This window comes from Actinomadura sp. NPDC047616, assembly GCF_040642915.1.
Taxonomy (GTDB): Bacteria; Actinomycetota; Actinomycetes; order Streptosporangiales; family Streptosporangiaceae; genus Spirillospora; species Spirillospora miaoliensis.
This window is the reverse complement of record NZ_JBEYTB010000002.1, coordinates 227,116-240,492: the sequence shown is the minus strand read 5'-3', so window position 1 is coordinate 240,492 and position 13,377 is coordinate 227,116. Positions and strand designations below refer to the sequence as shown.

12 protein-coding genes and 1 pseudogene are annotated in these 13,377 nt (G+C 70.7%); 4 read left to right on the top strand and 9 right to left on the bottom strand.

The genetic code is table 11. The features are described 5' to 3' along the window. Window positions 1–24: 24 nt before the first annotated feature. A pseudogene (locus tag ABZ801_RS05375) lies at window positions 25–695 on the top strand (IS5 family transposase); the annotation flags it as partial. Here the strand turns inward: ABZ801_RS05375 and ABZ801_RS05370 are convergent. Together ABZ801_RS05370 and ABZ801_RS05365 are read right to left on the bottom strand one after the other, a co-directional pair. Continuing rightward, entirely contained in the window at window positions 637–1,911 is a 1,275-nt protein-coding gene (locus ABZ801_RS05370; RefSeq protein WP_360693190.1) for a VOC family protein, read from the bottom strand. The pseudogene ABZ801_RS05375 and the gene ABZ801_RS05370 overlap by 59 nt on opposite strands. Next, a complete protein-coding gene (locus tag ABZ801_RS05365) occupies window positions 1,904–2,503 on the bottom strand; it encodes a sigma-70 family RNA polymerase sigma factor (protein WP_360693187.1) in 600 nt (199 codons plus the stop codon). The genes ABZ801_RS05370 and ABZ801_RS05365 overlap by 8 nt, the downstream gene beginning before the upstream one ends. 302 nt (window positions 2,504–2,805) lie before the next feature. Between ABZ801_RS05365 and ABZ801_RS05360 the strand changes: the two genes are divergently transcribed. Then, a complete protein-coding gene (locus ABZ801_RS05360) occupies window positions 2,806–3,528 on the top strand; it encodes an alpha/beta fold hydrolase (RefSeq protein ID WP_344951738.1) in 723 nt (240 codons plus the stop codon). Window positions 3,529–3,572: 44 nt separating this feature from the next. Here ABZ801_RS05360 and ABZ801_RS05355 read toward each other — a convergent pair whose 3' ends face one another. Beyond that, complete coding sequence (locus ABZ801_RS05355; RefSeq protein WP_360693183.1) at window positions 3,573–4,166, bottom strand: gamma carbonic anhydrase family protein; 594 nt, start codon at window positions 4,164–4,166, stop codon at window positions 3,573–3,575. Between the two features lie 131 nt (window positions 4,167–4,297). Between ABZ801_RS05355 and ABZ801_RS05350 the strand changes: the two genes are divergently transcribed. Together ABZ801_RS05350 and ABZ801_RS05345 are read left to right on the top strand one after the other, a co-directional pair. Then, the gene (locus ABZ801_RS05350; protein WP_360693180.1) at window positions 4,298–5,206 is read left to right on the top strand and encodes a hypothetical protein; all 909 of its coding nucleotides are present in this window, start codon (window positions 4,298–4,300) and stop codon (window positions 5,204–5,206) included. Window positions 5,207–5,500: 294 nt separating this feature from the next. Further along, the gene (locus ABZ801_RS05345) at window positions 5,501–6,409 is read left to right on the top strand and encodes a hypothetical protein (protein ID WP_360693177.1); all 909 of its coding nucleotides are present in this window, start codon (window positions 5,501–5,503) and stop codon (window positions 6,407–6,409) included. Here ABZ801_RS05345 and ABZ801_RS05340 read toward each other — a convergent pair. From ABZ801_RS05340 to ABZ801_RS05315, 6 genes are all read right to left on the bottom strand, one after another. Next, window positions 6,363–7,355, bottom strand: coding sequence for a lysylphosphatidylglycerol synthase domain-containing protein (locus ABZ801_RS05340; RefSeq protein ID WP_360693175.1), 993 nt, complete (start codon window positions 7,353–7,355; stop codon window positions 6,363–6,365). The two genes, ABZ801_RS05345 and ABZ801_RS05340, sit on opposite strands and share 47 nt — an antisense overlap. 304 nt (window positions 7,356–7,659) lie before the next feature. Next, on the bottom strand, window positions 7,660–8,541 hold the full coding sequence (locus tag ABZ801_RS05335) for an oxygenase MpaB family protein (protein ID WP_360693172.1): 882 nt from the start codon (window positions 8,539–8,541) through the stop codon (window positions 7,660–7,662). 686 nt (window positions 8,542–9,227) lie between these two features. Next, window positions 9,228–10,418 carry a lipid-transfer protein gene (locus tag ABZ801_RS05330; RefSeq protein WP_360693168.1) on the bottom strand — a complete coding sequence of 397 codons (1,191 nt, stop codon included), beginning with the start codon at window positions 10,416–10,418 and terminating at the stop codon, window positions 9,228–9,230. Window positions 10,419–10,669: 251 nt separating this feature from the next. Further along, on the bottom strand, window positions 10,670–11,731 hold the full coding sequence (locus tag ABZ801_RS05325) for a low specificity L-threonine aldolase (RefSeq protein ID WP_360693165.1): 1,062 nt from the start codon (window positions 11,729–11,731) through the stop codon (window positions 10,670–10,672). Next, window positions 11,712–12,389, bottom strand: a complete 678-nt coding sequence (locus ABZ801_RS05320; RefSeq protein ID WP_360693162.1) for an SDR family NAD(P)-dependent oxidoreductase — start codon at window positions 12,387–12,389, stop codon at window positions 11,712–11,714. Before ABZ801_RS05320 ends, ABZ801_RS05325 begins: the two co-directional genes overlap by 20 nt. Before the next feature lie 252 nt (window positions 12,390–12,641). Next, a complete protein-coding gene (locus tag ABZ801_RS05315) occupies window positions 12,642–13,151 on the bottom strand; it encodes a hypothetical protein (protein ID WP_360693159.1) in 510 nt (169 codons plus the stop codon). Window positions 13,152–13,377 lie beyond the last annotated feature (226 nt).

Sequence of the window (13,377 nt, the reverse complement as noted above, 5' to 3'; positions counted from 1 at the left end):
TGAGACGGCCACCGCGTGTTCGGCTCTGGGATGACGTGCTGGCGCCGTCTGGCCGAATGGCACCGGGCCGGCGTGTGGGGCAGGTTGCACCGGCTGCTGCTGGACGAACTGCACGCCGCCGGGCGGCTGGACTGGTCGAGGGCGATGATCGGCAGCTCCCATGTGCGGGCGCTCTAGGGCGGACTGAAATCGGGCCGAGCCCGGTCGACCGTGGCCGATCGGGCTCACAGCACCACGTGCTGACCGACGGCCACGGCATCCCCCTCGCCGTGGCGTTGACCGGCGGACAACTGGAATGACGTCACTCAGCCGATGCCGCCGCTGGAGGCGGTGCCGCCGACCGCGGCCGGGTGGGACGGCCCCGCCGCCGCCCGCAGTGCCTGCTGGCCGACCGCGGCTACGACCACGACACGTACCGGCGCCTGCTGTGGGGCAAGGGCATCAAGCCGCGCATCGCCCGCCGCGGCGCCCCGCACGGCTCCGGCCTGGGCGTGCAGCGCTACGTCCTCGAACGCACCATCGGCCTGCTGCACTGGTTCCGCCGCCTGCGCATCCGCTGGGAGATCCGCGACGACATCCACGAGGCGTTCTCTCCAGGGTTTGTTCGAGGGGTCGGCCTCCTTTGCCGACCTGGGATTACCGGAGTTGGCCCAGGTAGAAGCGGCTTCCTTGGTTGTCGGTGCATACGGAGCTGATGCCGTAATGCTGCGCTTCGGGGGCACTGCACTCGCCGCCGGAGGCCCGGACGCGGGCGACGGCCGCCTCGATGTCGTCGACCGCGTACATGGGAACCACCCTGGAACGGTCGTGCCCTCCGTGCAGTCCGCTCATCGGCCGGACCTCGGTGCCGCCGTTGAGGACGTTCCAGCCGTCGGGGACCCGGCCGGGACTGAAGGTCCAGCCCAGAACGGCGCGGAAGAAGGCGCGGAACCGCTCGGAGTCGGGGACCTCGAAGGTCAGGTAGGCCACCGAACCGGGCGCGGGCTGGGCCGGGGCCGTCATGTCGTCGGTGGTCTGCAGGAGGGCGAACGGCATGCCTTGGTCGTCGGTGCAGTTCGAGGCCAGCCCGTACGGCGCGCGCGTGGGCTCCTCCGCCTCACCGCCGGCCTGGCGCACCCGGCGCACCGCCGTATGGACGTCGTCGACCGTGAAGCAGGGGAACAGGGTGGCGTGGTCCTGGTCGCCCCACAGACCGATGTGCCGGCCGGACGGACCCTCGACCCGGCGGCCCTGCGGAGCGCTGCCGGCGGTGAAGCGCCAGCCCAGCACCGGGCCGTAGAAGTCGGCGGCCCGCTGGACGTCGGGCACCCACAGCGCCATGTATCCGATGTCGCCGTGCCGGAGCGTGAGAGTGGGGCGGGCCGACGACGGCGGTGTTGTGATCATCCAGCGGTGGCCGAAGGGATCGTGGATCACGCCGTTGCGTCCGTAGGGGTGGTCGGCGACCGGACGGGACAGCTCGGCGCCGAGTTCCACCGCGCGGTCGACGACCGTGTCCACGTCCGGGACGGTCAGGTAGATCGACTGGCTCGGACCGCCGCGTCTCCGCGGCCCGACGAGCCCGAGCTCGGGCCACTCGTCGGCGAGCATCAGCACCGAGTCGCCGATGGCGAGCTCGGCGTGCCCCACCCGGCCGTCCTCCATCACCGTCGGCTCGGTGCGCAGGCGGGCGCCGAACGCCCGGCTGTACCACTCCAGGGCGCGCTGCCCGTCGTCGACGCACAGGTACGGCGTCAGCGTGTGCAGCCTGGCCTCGACCGGGGACACGACGTCGCGGGTGTCGGTGGTCATGCCGGCTCCTTTCGGTTCCAGCAGCGCGCGCCGCACGCGTTCGCGCAGTCGCGCCGCGAAGGCGGGATCGGGATCGACGGGTTCGATTGGGGCACGGAGGGCCTCCAGTGGATCAGTCATCGCGGCCCTCCTCTCCGGGCTTGCGGCGGTCGTCTTGTCGTCCACGGCAGGTCGGCGGCCGCGGCCTGTCAGGTGGCGGGCACTGCCGTGCGTACTCGCGACGGAACGCGGCCCTGGCCCGGACCAGCAGCGCCTCGGTGGCGTGCACGGTGCGGTCGAGGTGCTCGGCGACCTTGGGGACCGGCAGTCCGTCGAGGTAGCGCAGGGTGAGGGCGGCGCGGTGGTGCGGTCCGAGCGCAGCGAGCACCTCATGCGCCAGTAACGCGTCCAGGCGTTCCTCCCAAGGGTCGTTCGGCTCGTCCGGCTCGGCGTCCACCGTGCGCAGCCCGCGTTCCTCCCGCGCGGCTCGCCGCCAATGGTCGATGAGCTTGTGCCGGGCCACTTGCACCAGCCATGCCGTGGACAGCTCCGCTGGAGGGACCTTGCGGACCGCCTCGACGGCGGCCAGGAACGTCTCGGCGGTGAGGTCCTCGGCCAGGGCCCGCCGACCGCATCGGGACAGCAGATACCCATAGACCTGGGGCAGCGCCGTGTCGTACAAGTCCAGCAGCGCCGCACCCGGATCCGGTTCCACCCGTGCTGGTCGGCTCATACCCCCTTCATCGCTCGGCGGCCGTCTGCTCCGACGGGCATGCACGAAAAAATTGCCGAGCCACGCCTGGTCCTTGCCGTAAAACGCTGCTGACCTGCGCGAACGTCGCAAATGATCACTCGGTGTCTTCGTGAGTGCGCTGCGGGAGGCGGGCGGTCGGCGCCGGTCTTCCGGTCCGTCCGCGCGGATGGTGGACGACGCGCGCTGCTCAGCAGTGGCCGTCAGACACGGTCGGCCCTGGTCGGGTGCAGGGGCGGACCAGACGATGACGGATCATTGTCAGTGTGCAATCCCTGGAACCTATGACGCTCTACACCAGTGACGCCGTACGCATAGACGCCGCCCACCTGCCTGGAGAGAAGGGCTTGTGCTTCGTACTGGCGCACGGGTTCACCTGCTCCTGGCGGCAGCCGACGTTGCGCCGCATCGCCGGCGTGCTCAACCGCTACGGCGGCGTCATCGGCCTCGACTTCCGGGGCCATGGCAGGTCCGGCGGCCTGTCGACGGTCGGTGACCGCGAGGTTCTGGACGTGGAGGCGGCTGTCGCGGCGGCGCGTAGACGTGGGTACGAGCGTGTCGCCGTGGCCGGTTTCTCCATGGGAGGAGCGGTCGCCGTAAGGCATGCGGCGCTGCACGGAGGCGTGGACTGCGTCGCTTCCATCAGCGCGCCCGCCCGCTGGTACTACCGGGGGACGACGCCGATGCGACGCGTCCACTGGGCGATCGAACGGCGCACGGGGCGCCTGGCGGTCAGGCTCGCCCGCCGTACCCGGATCGCGGCCAGCGGATGGGATCCCGTTCCCGAGGCGCCCTACGAAGTCGCAGGCCGTATCGCCCCCACACCGCTGCTGGTGGTGCACGGGGATGCCGATCCTTTCTTCCCCCTTGAGCACGCCCACCAGTTGTACGAGGCGGCGCGCGACCCACGAGAACTGTGGATTGAGCCCTCGTTCGGCCATGCGGAAGCCGCCGCCCCGCCTGCGTTGATAAAGAAGATCGGGGAGTGGGCCGCGGCAGCGGCCTGATCGCGGGTGAACCGGTGACGGTTCGGCGCGCCCTGCAGGTCGCACTAACCGACGCGACGATCCCCCTTGTGCGTCCCATAGAAATCGACCTGCCGGGCCATTATCTCCCGCAGTGATGTCCCCCGTGGGACGCCGTACACGGTGCCCGGAAAATCCAGGTCCCGTTGTACCTCCCACAGCTGGTCGTGCCGGTCGGGGGAGAACAACGCCGCCGGATCTCCTGCGGCTATCCACCCGATCGGCAGGACCGTGTCCGGGGCGAGCCGTGAATTGACGTGCAGAACGCTGTTGATGCGCAGCTCCGAGCGGGTACCGGCCACGGCGCCGGGGAAGACTGATACGCCCGTCGCCACGAATACCTCGTCCTCGATCGTCGCGCCGTTGACGTGTGCGTGCGGCCCTATCAGCACGGCGTCGCCCACCACGGCGGGATGCTCCCTGCGGCCACGCACCAACGCGTTCTCCATCACGACCACGTTCTCGCCCACGCGCACCTGACCGTCCTCGGCGGTCAGTACCGCGCCATGCAGGATGCGGGCTCCTTTGCCCACCGCCACTGCTCCGCACAACACCGCCGTGGGCGCGATGTACGCGGATTCGTGGACGGCGGGCCGCTGCCCCCGGTGCTCCAAAAGCATATTTATCGCCTCCATTCTCGCGATCGCCACTATAACCTGCTAAGTCAGGCATTCTGGCGTGCGTCACGAGGTTATCCACAGATCTCGAGGTGCCTTCCGCTGGATCCTCGTGAAGGCGCATCATCGTCGCCATGGAAACGTTCGCATCGGCCGGCGGACGCGCCGGCAACCTCACCTGGAAGCGCATCCGGAACGGACTCGCCGTCCCCGTCACCGCCGAAACCGACCTCGAATTCGAGCGGGCGGACTCCCTGGCCGCCAGGGCGTCGATGATCAGCCGCCTGCTGGCGCCGCACGCGGTCATCGCCCGCAGGACCGCCGCCTGGATCTGGGGGCTGGACGTGCTGCCTCCCGGGGTGAACCAGTGGCAGTGGGACGTGGAACTGGTGCGGCCCGGCCACGATCTGCCGCCGGACGAATTACCGGCCGAGGACATCGTGGAGGAGGCCGGCGTCAGGGTGACCTCCATGGCGCGCACGGCGCTCGACTGCGCCCGCTGGCTGCCGCGCCGCGAGGCGGTGGCGGCACTCGACCAGTTCCTGCGGCGGGGCGTTGATCCGGCCTCCCTGGCAGCCATGGCCCGCGACCTCGCCGGACGCCCCAATGCCCGGCGGCTGCGCGACGTACTGCGCCTCGGCGACAGCGGCGCCGCGTCTCCTGGCGAGAGCTGGACGCGGGTGATGGTCGTCGACACGGGCTTCCCCCGGCCTCGCACTCAGATCGGCGTCGCCGCCCCCTACGGGGAGCCGCTGTTCGTCGACCTGGGTTACGAGCAGTTACGCGTCGGTCTGGAGTACGACGGCGAACGCCACCACACCGGCGCCCAGGCCCGGGCACACGACGAACGCCGCCGCCGATGGCTGCGAAAGGAGGAGAAATGGGAAGTCATCCCCGTCACCAAAGACCTGCTCGCCCGGCCAGCTCCCTACCTGGAGGCCTTGCTCACGGCCCTCCTGCAACGCGGCTGGAGCCTCGACGACGCCACACTGAACCGCATCGCCTCCCACCTGGCCCGCCTGAACCGCCGCATCAAAACCTGACGCACGACAAGACGCGTCGCCGCCACCCTGGGGTGCTCGTGGCCACTGGACTTCTACAGCGACTGGCCCTCGCGTTGAAAACGCTGCTCGCTGGGCCGGCGGCCTGCCTCAAGGCTTGTCCTCTCCACCCCGATGCCACAGCGCGCAGCCGCGTCAGAAGCCGGGCGGGCTCGGCCGGAGCCCGGAGAGCCGCCTGCGTACGGCGAACCGTCCGGCAGGCCCTACGGCATCATGGCGGGCACCTAGATCACGTAGGCTGTCCCCAACATCGGATGGTCCGTTCTGAGGGGTCACATGGAGTCCCACGACGGGGACGCCGGGTCCGTCGTCGGGGACGACCCGCTTCTCCCATTGGTGCTGACGGTGCTGGAGCACTACGGCTATGCCTGCGCGCTGATCAGCGCGGACGAGGTCGAGGTGTCCCGGCCGGACCGCGCCGACGACACCCCCTACCGCATCCGGCTCACCAACCTGCGGCAGTGGACCGCGCGCGAGCCGCGCGACCAGTGGCCCGCGCTGGTGGCCGACTTCCTCGGCAGCCTCATCGCCGCCACCGAAGCCGACCTGGACGACGGCGGCCTGGACCTCGACGACTACACGTCGGTGCGGTCGCTGCTGCGGATGCGCGTGTACGCCGAGGACATCGGCGACGAACTGGACATCGTGCGCCGTCCCGTGGCGCCCGGGCTCAGCGAGGTCGTGGTGATCGACAAGCCCACGACGCTGATGGTGCTGACCACCGAGATGGTGAAGGGATGGCCGGTCGACCGGGACGAGCTGTTCCGTGTGGCGCGGGAGAACGTCCGGTCAGACGGGCCACTGGACGCCCACGTCCAGCCCGTCGACGGCACCCGGCTCGCGTCCCTGTACGGCGACACCGCCTATGTCACCGGGCACGCCCTGTGGGTGGGGGACTACCCGGTGACCGGACCGTACGGGGTGCTGCTCGCCATCCCCACGCAGAGCGTGGTGCACGCGGCGCCGCTGGAGCAGGCGGCGATTCCCGGCGCCATCAACAGGCTCATCGAGCTCGCGTGGGAGGAGTACCAGCAAGGGCCGCGTTCGGTGCAGCCGCACATCTACCGCTGGCACGAGGGCGTGCTGTCGCTGGCGGGGACGGTCGAGCAGTCACCGGACGACTCGCTGGCCGTTCACATCACGCAGGAGTTCCAGGACTGTCTGGAAGAGCTGATCCGCGACTGATCCGCAGGGTGCGGGAGGTCAGCAGGCCCACCGGAACCGGCGCCCAGTACGTGACCAGCCGGAACAGCAGCACGGCCTGCAACGCGGGAGCGGCGGCGACGCCCAGGGCGGCGAGCGCGGCCACCAACGCGGCCTCGGTGGAGCCCATGCCCCCTGGCGTGGGCAGGGCCGCGCCCGCCGCCGCGCCGACCAGGTAGGCCGTGACAAGCGCCATCATGTCGCCGGCGCCGGCCGTGGCGCCGGGGACGGCCAGCACGCTGATTCCGAACGCCAGGCCGAGCACGAACGTGGTGGAGGCGGAGGCCACCAGGGTGAGCACGAGATCGCCGGGGCGGCGGCAAAGGCCGGTCACTCCCTCCAGTGCCCGTCCCACCACGGCCGAACGGACGGCGCGACGCCCCCACAGGACCGCGGCGGGCAGCAGGAGCCCCGCCGCGGCGACCAACGGCCAGGACGGCAGCAACTCGACGACGGCGGCGGCGTGGCTGCCCATCGCGTCCAGCATGCGGCTGTCCCCTCCGCCCAGGGCGAGCAGCGCGCTCATCATGAGCAGGTCCGCGGGAACACCCGCCACCTGCAGCACCGCCACGGCGACGGCCGCGCGCGCCAAGGGCATTCCGTGGCAGACCAGGTAGCGGGTGTTGACGGCGACGGCACCGAGGCCACCGGGTGTGACGCGGTTGGCCGCGGCGGCCGTGAACTGGGCAAGCGTCGTCTCGAGCAGCGGCAGCCGGCACCCGGCCGCCCCGCGCAGTGCCACCGCCGCGAATACGTAGTGCAGCACTGAAAGGAGCGCCAACGCCGGTACCAGTTCCCAGCGCACGTCGTGCAACGCGGCCGCCGCCGCGCGGAGCGGGGCGGTGCCGTACACGACCGCGAGGACGATCACGATGACGAGGACCAGCAGGCCGACAAGGGCACGGCGCCTCCGGCGGACCGCTCGCACCAGGGCGGGAACTGCGTCTGGAGTCGCGGCGGCACCGCCGGGGTCCGCCTGCTCGGGTGCCGCGCACCTGGCGGAAACCGTCGGGTCGGCGCCGGCGCCTATGGTCTCCACACCCCTAGTTGTCGGCTTCCTGGCTGAAGGTTATGCGACCATCCGATTCACCCGAGGCCAACGCTCATCGGATGTTGGGAAGACCGGCCACGAAGCAGGAGTTCCACGTCCTCCACTGGTCGGTGCGGCTGCTTGATGCGTGCTGATGCAGCGGCTGGCGAGTGCGCGGGGTCGTTTTTGGTGGGGGAGTGGTTTAGGCGGCGGGTTGGTAGCGCTGGGCACGGGTTTGGGAGCCGATGTAGCGCAGGGTGTTGCGCATCGTCCAGTGATTGAGACGCGTTGGGAGCATGCGGTAGCCCTGGCGGCTGGCCACGGCGAAGGCTGCGAAACGGAGTTGGTCGGTGGCGCTCCACGGGATGTCGAAGCGTTCCCGGACGATCGGCGGCAGGCATCCGAACGTCACCAGGCGCAAGGGCCGTTCGGCGAACAGGCGTCCGGCCCGCTCCAGCCGCGGCCCGCCCACCGGCATGAGGGAGATGGTGTCGGATCCGTATCTGGCGATGTCCAGGGCGCGCGCCGCCGCCGGGGTGAGTTCCAGAACCTTGGCGCAGATGTGCCAGAACTTCGACTGGAAGGCCGCGTAGTCGGCAGGCACCGGGCGCATGCTGACCCCATAGCGGGAGTACCAGGTGACGGTCTCGTCGTACAGACGCCGGCGGTCCTCGGCCTTGAGCGTCTCCGGGTGGAACATCTCGGCGGCCTTGAAGATCTCCCAGGTGAACGTGGCGTGCGCCCACCAGAACGTCTCCGGCTCCAGCGCGTGGTAGCGGCGGTCGTGCTCGTCGACCCCGCCTACGCCGCGGTGCAGGTCACGGATCGCGTGGCCGCGCCGCTCGCCGTCCGGGGTCAGGATCGTCGCCCAGATCTGCGGAACGGACCGGTAGATCCGGTCGAACGGCGCGTCGAAGAACGCCGAGTGCTCGGCCACCCCCGCGCCGATGCCCGGATGCATCAGCTGCATCAGCCCCGCGGCGGCGCCGGGCAACAGAGAGCGCAGGTCGGAGGCGTACTTCCAGAGCAGCGACCCCGGCCCCAGCGGCGCCCCGGCCGCCGGGCGGGTGGACGAGGCGGACATCGCACCTCCCTGACGGGTGCCCCCAGAGTAGAGGTCGTGAGACGAAAGTCAATATTTGTCTCACGGGTTGCGGGGCACCCCGGTGTCAGATGCGGGCTCCGCATCGTTCCTTTCCGACGCCCCAGCCGCCGGGCCGAGGCTCTGAACCCCGGCTCCGTCTTCGTCAACTTCGTCCTCGCGGACGAAATCAACCGCGCCCCCCGCCAAAGTCCAGTCCGCTCGATCACTGTGGGGGGCGCTTGGGTGATGCGTGCGGCCTTTCTGCGGTGGTGGTGATTGGCGGTGGGGCTCTGTGGTGTTCGGGTGGTTGCGGCGTGGGCGGTGATTGGCGGGGGTGCCCGCGTCGTTCGGGCGGCGTTGCGCTGTCAGTCGCACGTCGGTGGGCGATGCCGCCCCCCTGCCGCCGTGGCGGCAGGGGGGCGGGTTCGCCGGTTCTGCCTGGCCGGTCAGCTCGGCGTTCTGCGCCTGGCCGCCGGAGGCGTCTGCACGCCCCCGAGCGAGGCCAGGTCGCGGTGGGGCTTGCGGCAGAAGCGATGGGCCAGTGGTCCGGCGCCAGGAGGGCTGCGGTTTTGGCGGTGGGGACCTGGGTTGTCAGTGTCTGTGCTGTATCGGCCGCTGGGCGAGGTCAGGAGTGGTGGGTTTGTGCGGGTGGGCCAGGGGGCGCCTCCCGTGGCGGATGGGTGCGCTTACGTTGCGGGCTTGTAGACGGCCACGGCGCAGGCGCTGCCCAGGCCGATGTTGTGCTGGAGGGCGACCCGGGCGCCTTCCACCTGGCGCGCGTCCGCCTCGCCGCGCAACTGCCAGGTGAGTTCGGCGCACTGGGCGAGGCCGGTGGCGCCCAGCGGGTGGCCCTTGGAGATCAGGCCGCCGGACGGGTTGACGACCCACCGGCCGCCGTACGTGGTGGCCTGGTCGTCGACGAGTTTGTGGCCCTCGCCCTCGGCTGCCATGCCCAGCGCCTCGTACGTGATCAGTTCGTTGGCGCTGAAGCAGTCGTGCAGCTCGATGACGTCGACGTCGTCGATCGACACCTCGGCCTCGTCCATGGCGGCGCGGGCGGCGCGCCGGGAGCAGCCGAAGCCCACGACCTGGATGGAGGAGTGGTCAGCGAAGCTGTCGGGGGTGTCGGTGGCGATGTGGTGCCCGGCGATCTCGACGGCCCGGCCGGCGAGGTCGTGCTCCTCCAGGAACCGCTCGCTGACCACGATCGCGGCGGCGGCGCCGTCGGAGGTGGGGGAGCACTGCAGCTTGGTGAGCGGCTCGTAGATCATCGGCGCGTTCCGGATGTCTTCGAGCGTGTACTCGTCCTGGAACTGGGCGTACGGGTTGTTGACCGAGTGCTTGTGGTTCTTCCAGCCGATCCAGGCGTAGTGCTCGGGCGTCGACCCGTACTTCTCCATGTGCTCACGCCCCGCGTTGCCGAACATCTGCGGCATGGGTGCCTTGTCCATCTCCCATGGGCGTCCCGCCGTCATCGACGTCAGATGGTGGTCGATGATCGTGACCCTGGACTTGCCGACGCCCGCGCCGAGCGAGCCCTTCTGCATCTTCTCCATCCCCAGGGCGAGGACGCAGTCGGCCAGGCCGCCCTTGACCGCCTGGCGGGCCAGGAACAGGGCGCTGGAGCCGGTGGCGCACGCGTTGGCGACCGTCATCACCGGGATGCCGGTCATGCCGACCTCATAGAGCGCACGCTGCCCCATCGCGCCGTACATGGAGCCCGCGTACGCCTGCTGGATCCGGTCATAGGCGATCCCGGCGTCCTCGAGAGCCTTGCCGACCGCCTCCTTGGCCATGTCCGGGTACTCCCAGTCGCGGGAGCCCGGCTTCTCGAACTTGGTCATGCCGACGCCGACGACGAACGTGCGGTTGGCCATCCGGCTCGCCTCCTGTACCGAATCGTGTTCGGTGACACGATAACCCGCCGACCAAGCGCCTGTTCATCCAGCACCCCGCCTCGGTCTCTCGAGGGCAGAAGACGCCTGCCTGCAACGGACCCGCCCTGCATTTCACCGCCGCGATGTGCGCCGTGCGGATTTCGCGTTGTTGCCGGGGGCTTCTCCCCAGGTGGCCTGTTGTTGAAGGGCGTCTTTGTGTCGTGAGCCGGGGGGCGTTCGCCGTGGGGGTGTCAGGCGGTGAGGGCTTTGGAGAGGGCGGAGGTGAAGGCTTGGACCTCGTGTTCCGTCGTGGCGAATGAGCACATCCAGCGGACCTCGCCGGTCTGCTCGTCCCAGGTCGAAAAGGTGTAGTGCTCGCGCAGGCGGGCGGCGGCCTTGCTGGAGAGGGTGGCGAAGACCGCGTTCGATTCGACGGGGCGGGTGATGCGCACTCCGGGGAGGGGACGGACGGCCTCGGCCAGGCGCTGGGCCATTGCGTTCGCGTGGCGGGCGTTGCGCAGCCACAGGTCCCCGTCGAGGAGCGCGACGAGTTGGGCGGAGATGAAGCGCATCTTGGACGCCAGTTGCATGCCCGCCTTGCGCAGGAAGGGCAGGCCGCGTACCGCCGCGGGGTCGAGCACGACGACGGCCTCGCCCAGAAGCAGGCCGTTCTTGGTGCCGCCGAACGACAGCACGTCCACCCCGACGTCGGTGGTGAGGGCGCGGAGGGGGACGTCGAGCGAGGCCGCGGCGTTGGCGAGACGGGCGCCGTCCATGTGAACGCGCATGCCGCGCTCGTGGGCGCAGGCGGTGAGTGCCGCGAGCTGCTCGGCGGTGTAGACGGTGCCCAGCTCCGTGCTCTGCGTCAGGGACACGACGCTGGGCTGCGCGTGGTGCACGTCGCCCCAGCCCCAGGCGTACCGGTCGACCAGCTCGGGTGTCAGCCTGCCGTCCGGTGCGGGCACCGGGACCAGCTTGAGCCCGGCGACCTTCTCGGCGGCGCCGCACTCGTCCACGTTGATGTGGGAGCCCTCGGCGCAGATCACCGAGCTCCACCGTTCCGACATCGCCTGGAGGGCGACGACGTTGGCGCCGGTGCCGTTGAAGACGGGGAACACCTCGGCCTGGTCGCCGAAGTGCCGCCGGACGACCTCGCGCAGCCGTGCGGTGTACGCGTCGTCTCCGTAGGCGCCCTGGTAGCCCTGGTTGGCCGCGGTCAGGGCGGCGAGGATCTCCGGGTGCGCCCCTGCGCAGTTGTCGCTGGCGAAGCCGGCGTCCGGTGCGCGGGTGCCGTCAGGAGCCGGTGAGGTCAAGACGTCGTCCGTTCAGCTCGTCGGCGGGGCGGTCCCAGAGTGCGGTAACGGCCTTGGCCAGGTCGTCGACGTGGGTGTGTCCGGAGTAGTCGGCGTCCGGGGCGTCCTGCCTCATGGCGTCGGTCAGCAGGGCCTTGACGACGAGGATCGTCGCCGCCGCGGAGCTGCCGGACAGCGCGTCGGCCAGCGCCAGCGTCCACGTCTCGGCCGCCGCCTTGGCGGTGGCGTACACGGCGTTGCTCTGGGTGGGACGCCGCGCGCCGGGCTGCGACACGATCGCGAACCGTCCAGCGGGGGAGCGGCGCAGCTGCTGGTGGAACGCCAGCGTGGTGTGCTGCAGCGTGCGGATCAGCAGGTCGTGCAGCAGCGACCAGTCGGCCAGGTCGGTGTCGGCGAAGGACTTGGCGCCGCGCCAGCCGCCCACCAGGTGGATCAGCCCGTCCACGGCACCGTGCTCGGCGGCGACCTCGTCCGCCCAGGCGCGGGTGCCGTCGGCGTCGAGCAGGTCGACGACCGCGGGGAACACGTTGTGCTCCTCCCACCGCTGCGGGCGCACGTCGGCCGCCACCACCCGCGCGCCGTCCGCCGCCAGCCGGCGCACCACGGCCTGACCTGCGGGACCGCCCGCGCCCGCCACCACGATCACGCGACCGCTCACGGTCGAAGACTGGGCCATGCGCATATTCTGCCCGTCGGCGGGAGGCCGGCCGCCACCGGGATCACGGCCATCGGCCGCTGCGCGTCGGCCTGGTCGTGGATCGAGAGGCTGGAGGGGAAGCCGAGGCTTGGCCCGCGGCGCAGGATCCGCGCGCACGCCGAGTGGAAGGTCATCACCCACATGGCGCGGGGCTTGCGGCCGATGGCGATCGGGCGACGCCACCAGGAAGCAGCCCTTCCGATGTGTGGCGGGTCAGGGGCGGGCCTCGGTGCCCAGCGGGTTGTCGGTGGCGGTGAGGCGGGTGCGCAGGGCGTCGAGGTCCTCTCCGAGGCGGGCGAGGTTGGCCTGGAGGTCGCGCCACAGGCCGGCCCGCTGTTCCACGCGGGACAGGCGGGAGCGCAGGTCGCCGACGCGTTGTTCGACGGTCTCCAGGCGGGTGCCGTTGGCCGCGTTGTCGCGGCCCTGGCGGAGCACGCCGGTGGCGACGGTGGCGAGGTCGCGTTCGGTGTCGTCCATGCGTTCGTCGAGGCGGGGCAGGACGCGGTCGTTGAGCTGGGTGACCAGCGAGTCGAGGTCGGCGCGCAGGGAGCGCAGTTCGGCCTGCTGGCCGTCGAGGGTCTGCTCCATGCGGCGCAGGCGTTCGTCGTAGGCGTCCAGCCGGGTCCGGTCCTGTCCGAGCCGGGACATCAGGTCGAGTCCCTCTCGCAGGCGGCGCTCCGCCTCCGCGGCGACGTATCGGACGAGACCTGAGACCACGGTCATAGAGGCTCCTCGGAACGCGGCGGAGAGGGTCTTTAAACTTTAGGCGAACTCCCGCATAACGGTTGACGTTGTTTCAGTGAACGTGCGTGGACGCACAGTCCGCACTCAAGATCAGTCGGGCGTGCGCAAAGGGAGCCGGTTCAGGGGCGGGCGCACGTGTTGCCAGGTCAGGTGCGACATGGGGGTGCCAATGCCAGGCGCGTCGTGTCCTCGTCGCCCAGGACGG

Bases quoted from the DNA above. Each gene is read 5' to 3' on its own strand.
- ABZ801_RS05355 (WP_360693183.1), bottom strand. From the start codon at position 4,166: ATGCTTTTGGAGCACCGGGGGCAGCGGCCCGCCGTCCACGAATCCGCG.
- ABZ801_RS05370 (WP_360693190.1), bottom strand. From the start codon at position 1,911: ATGACTGATCCACTGGAGGCCCTCCGTGCCCCAATCGAACCCGTCGAT.
- ABZ801_RS05360 (WP_344951738.1), top strand. From the start codon at position 2,806: ATGACGCTCTACACCAGTGACGCCGTACGCATAGACGCCGCCCACCTG.
- ABZ801_RS05345 (WP_360693177.1), top strand. From the start codon at position 5,501: ATGGAGTCCCACGACGGGGACGCCGGGTCCGTCGTCGGGGACGACCCG.
- ABZ801_RS05330 (WP_360693168.1), bottom strand. From the start codon at position 10,418: ATGGCCAACCGCACGTTCGTCGTCGGCGTCGGCATGACCAAGTTCGAG.
- ABZ801_RS05365 (WP_360693187.1), bottom strand. From the start codon at position 2,503: ATGAGCCGACCAGCACGGGTGGAACCGGATCCGGGTGCGGCGCTGCTG.
- ABZ801_RS05335 (WP_360693172.1), bottom strand. From the start codon at position 8,541: ATGTCCGCCTCGTCCACCCGCCCGGCGGCCGGGGCGCCGCTGGGGCCG.
- ABZ801_RS05315 (WP_360693159.1), bottom strand. From the start codon at position 13,151: ATGACCGTGGTCTCAGGTCTCGTCCGATACGTCGCCGCGGAGGCGGAG.
- ABZ801_RS05350 (WP_360693180.1), top strand. From the start codon at position 4,298: ATGGAAACGTTCGCATCGGCCGGCGGACGCGCCGGCAACCTCACCTGG.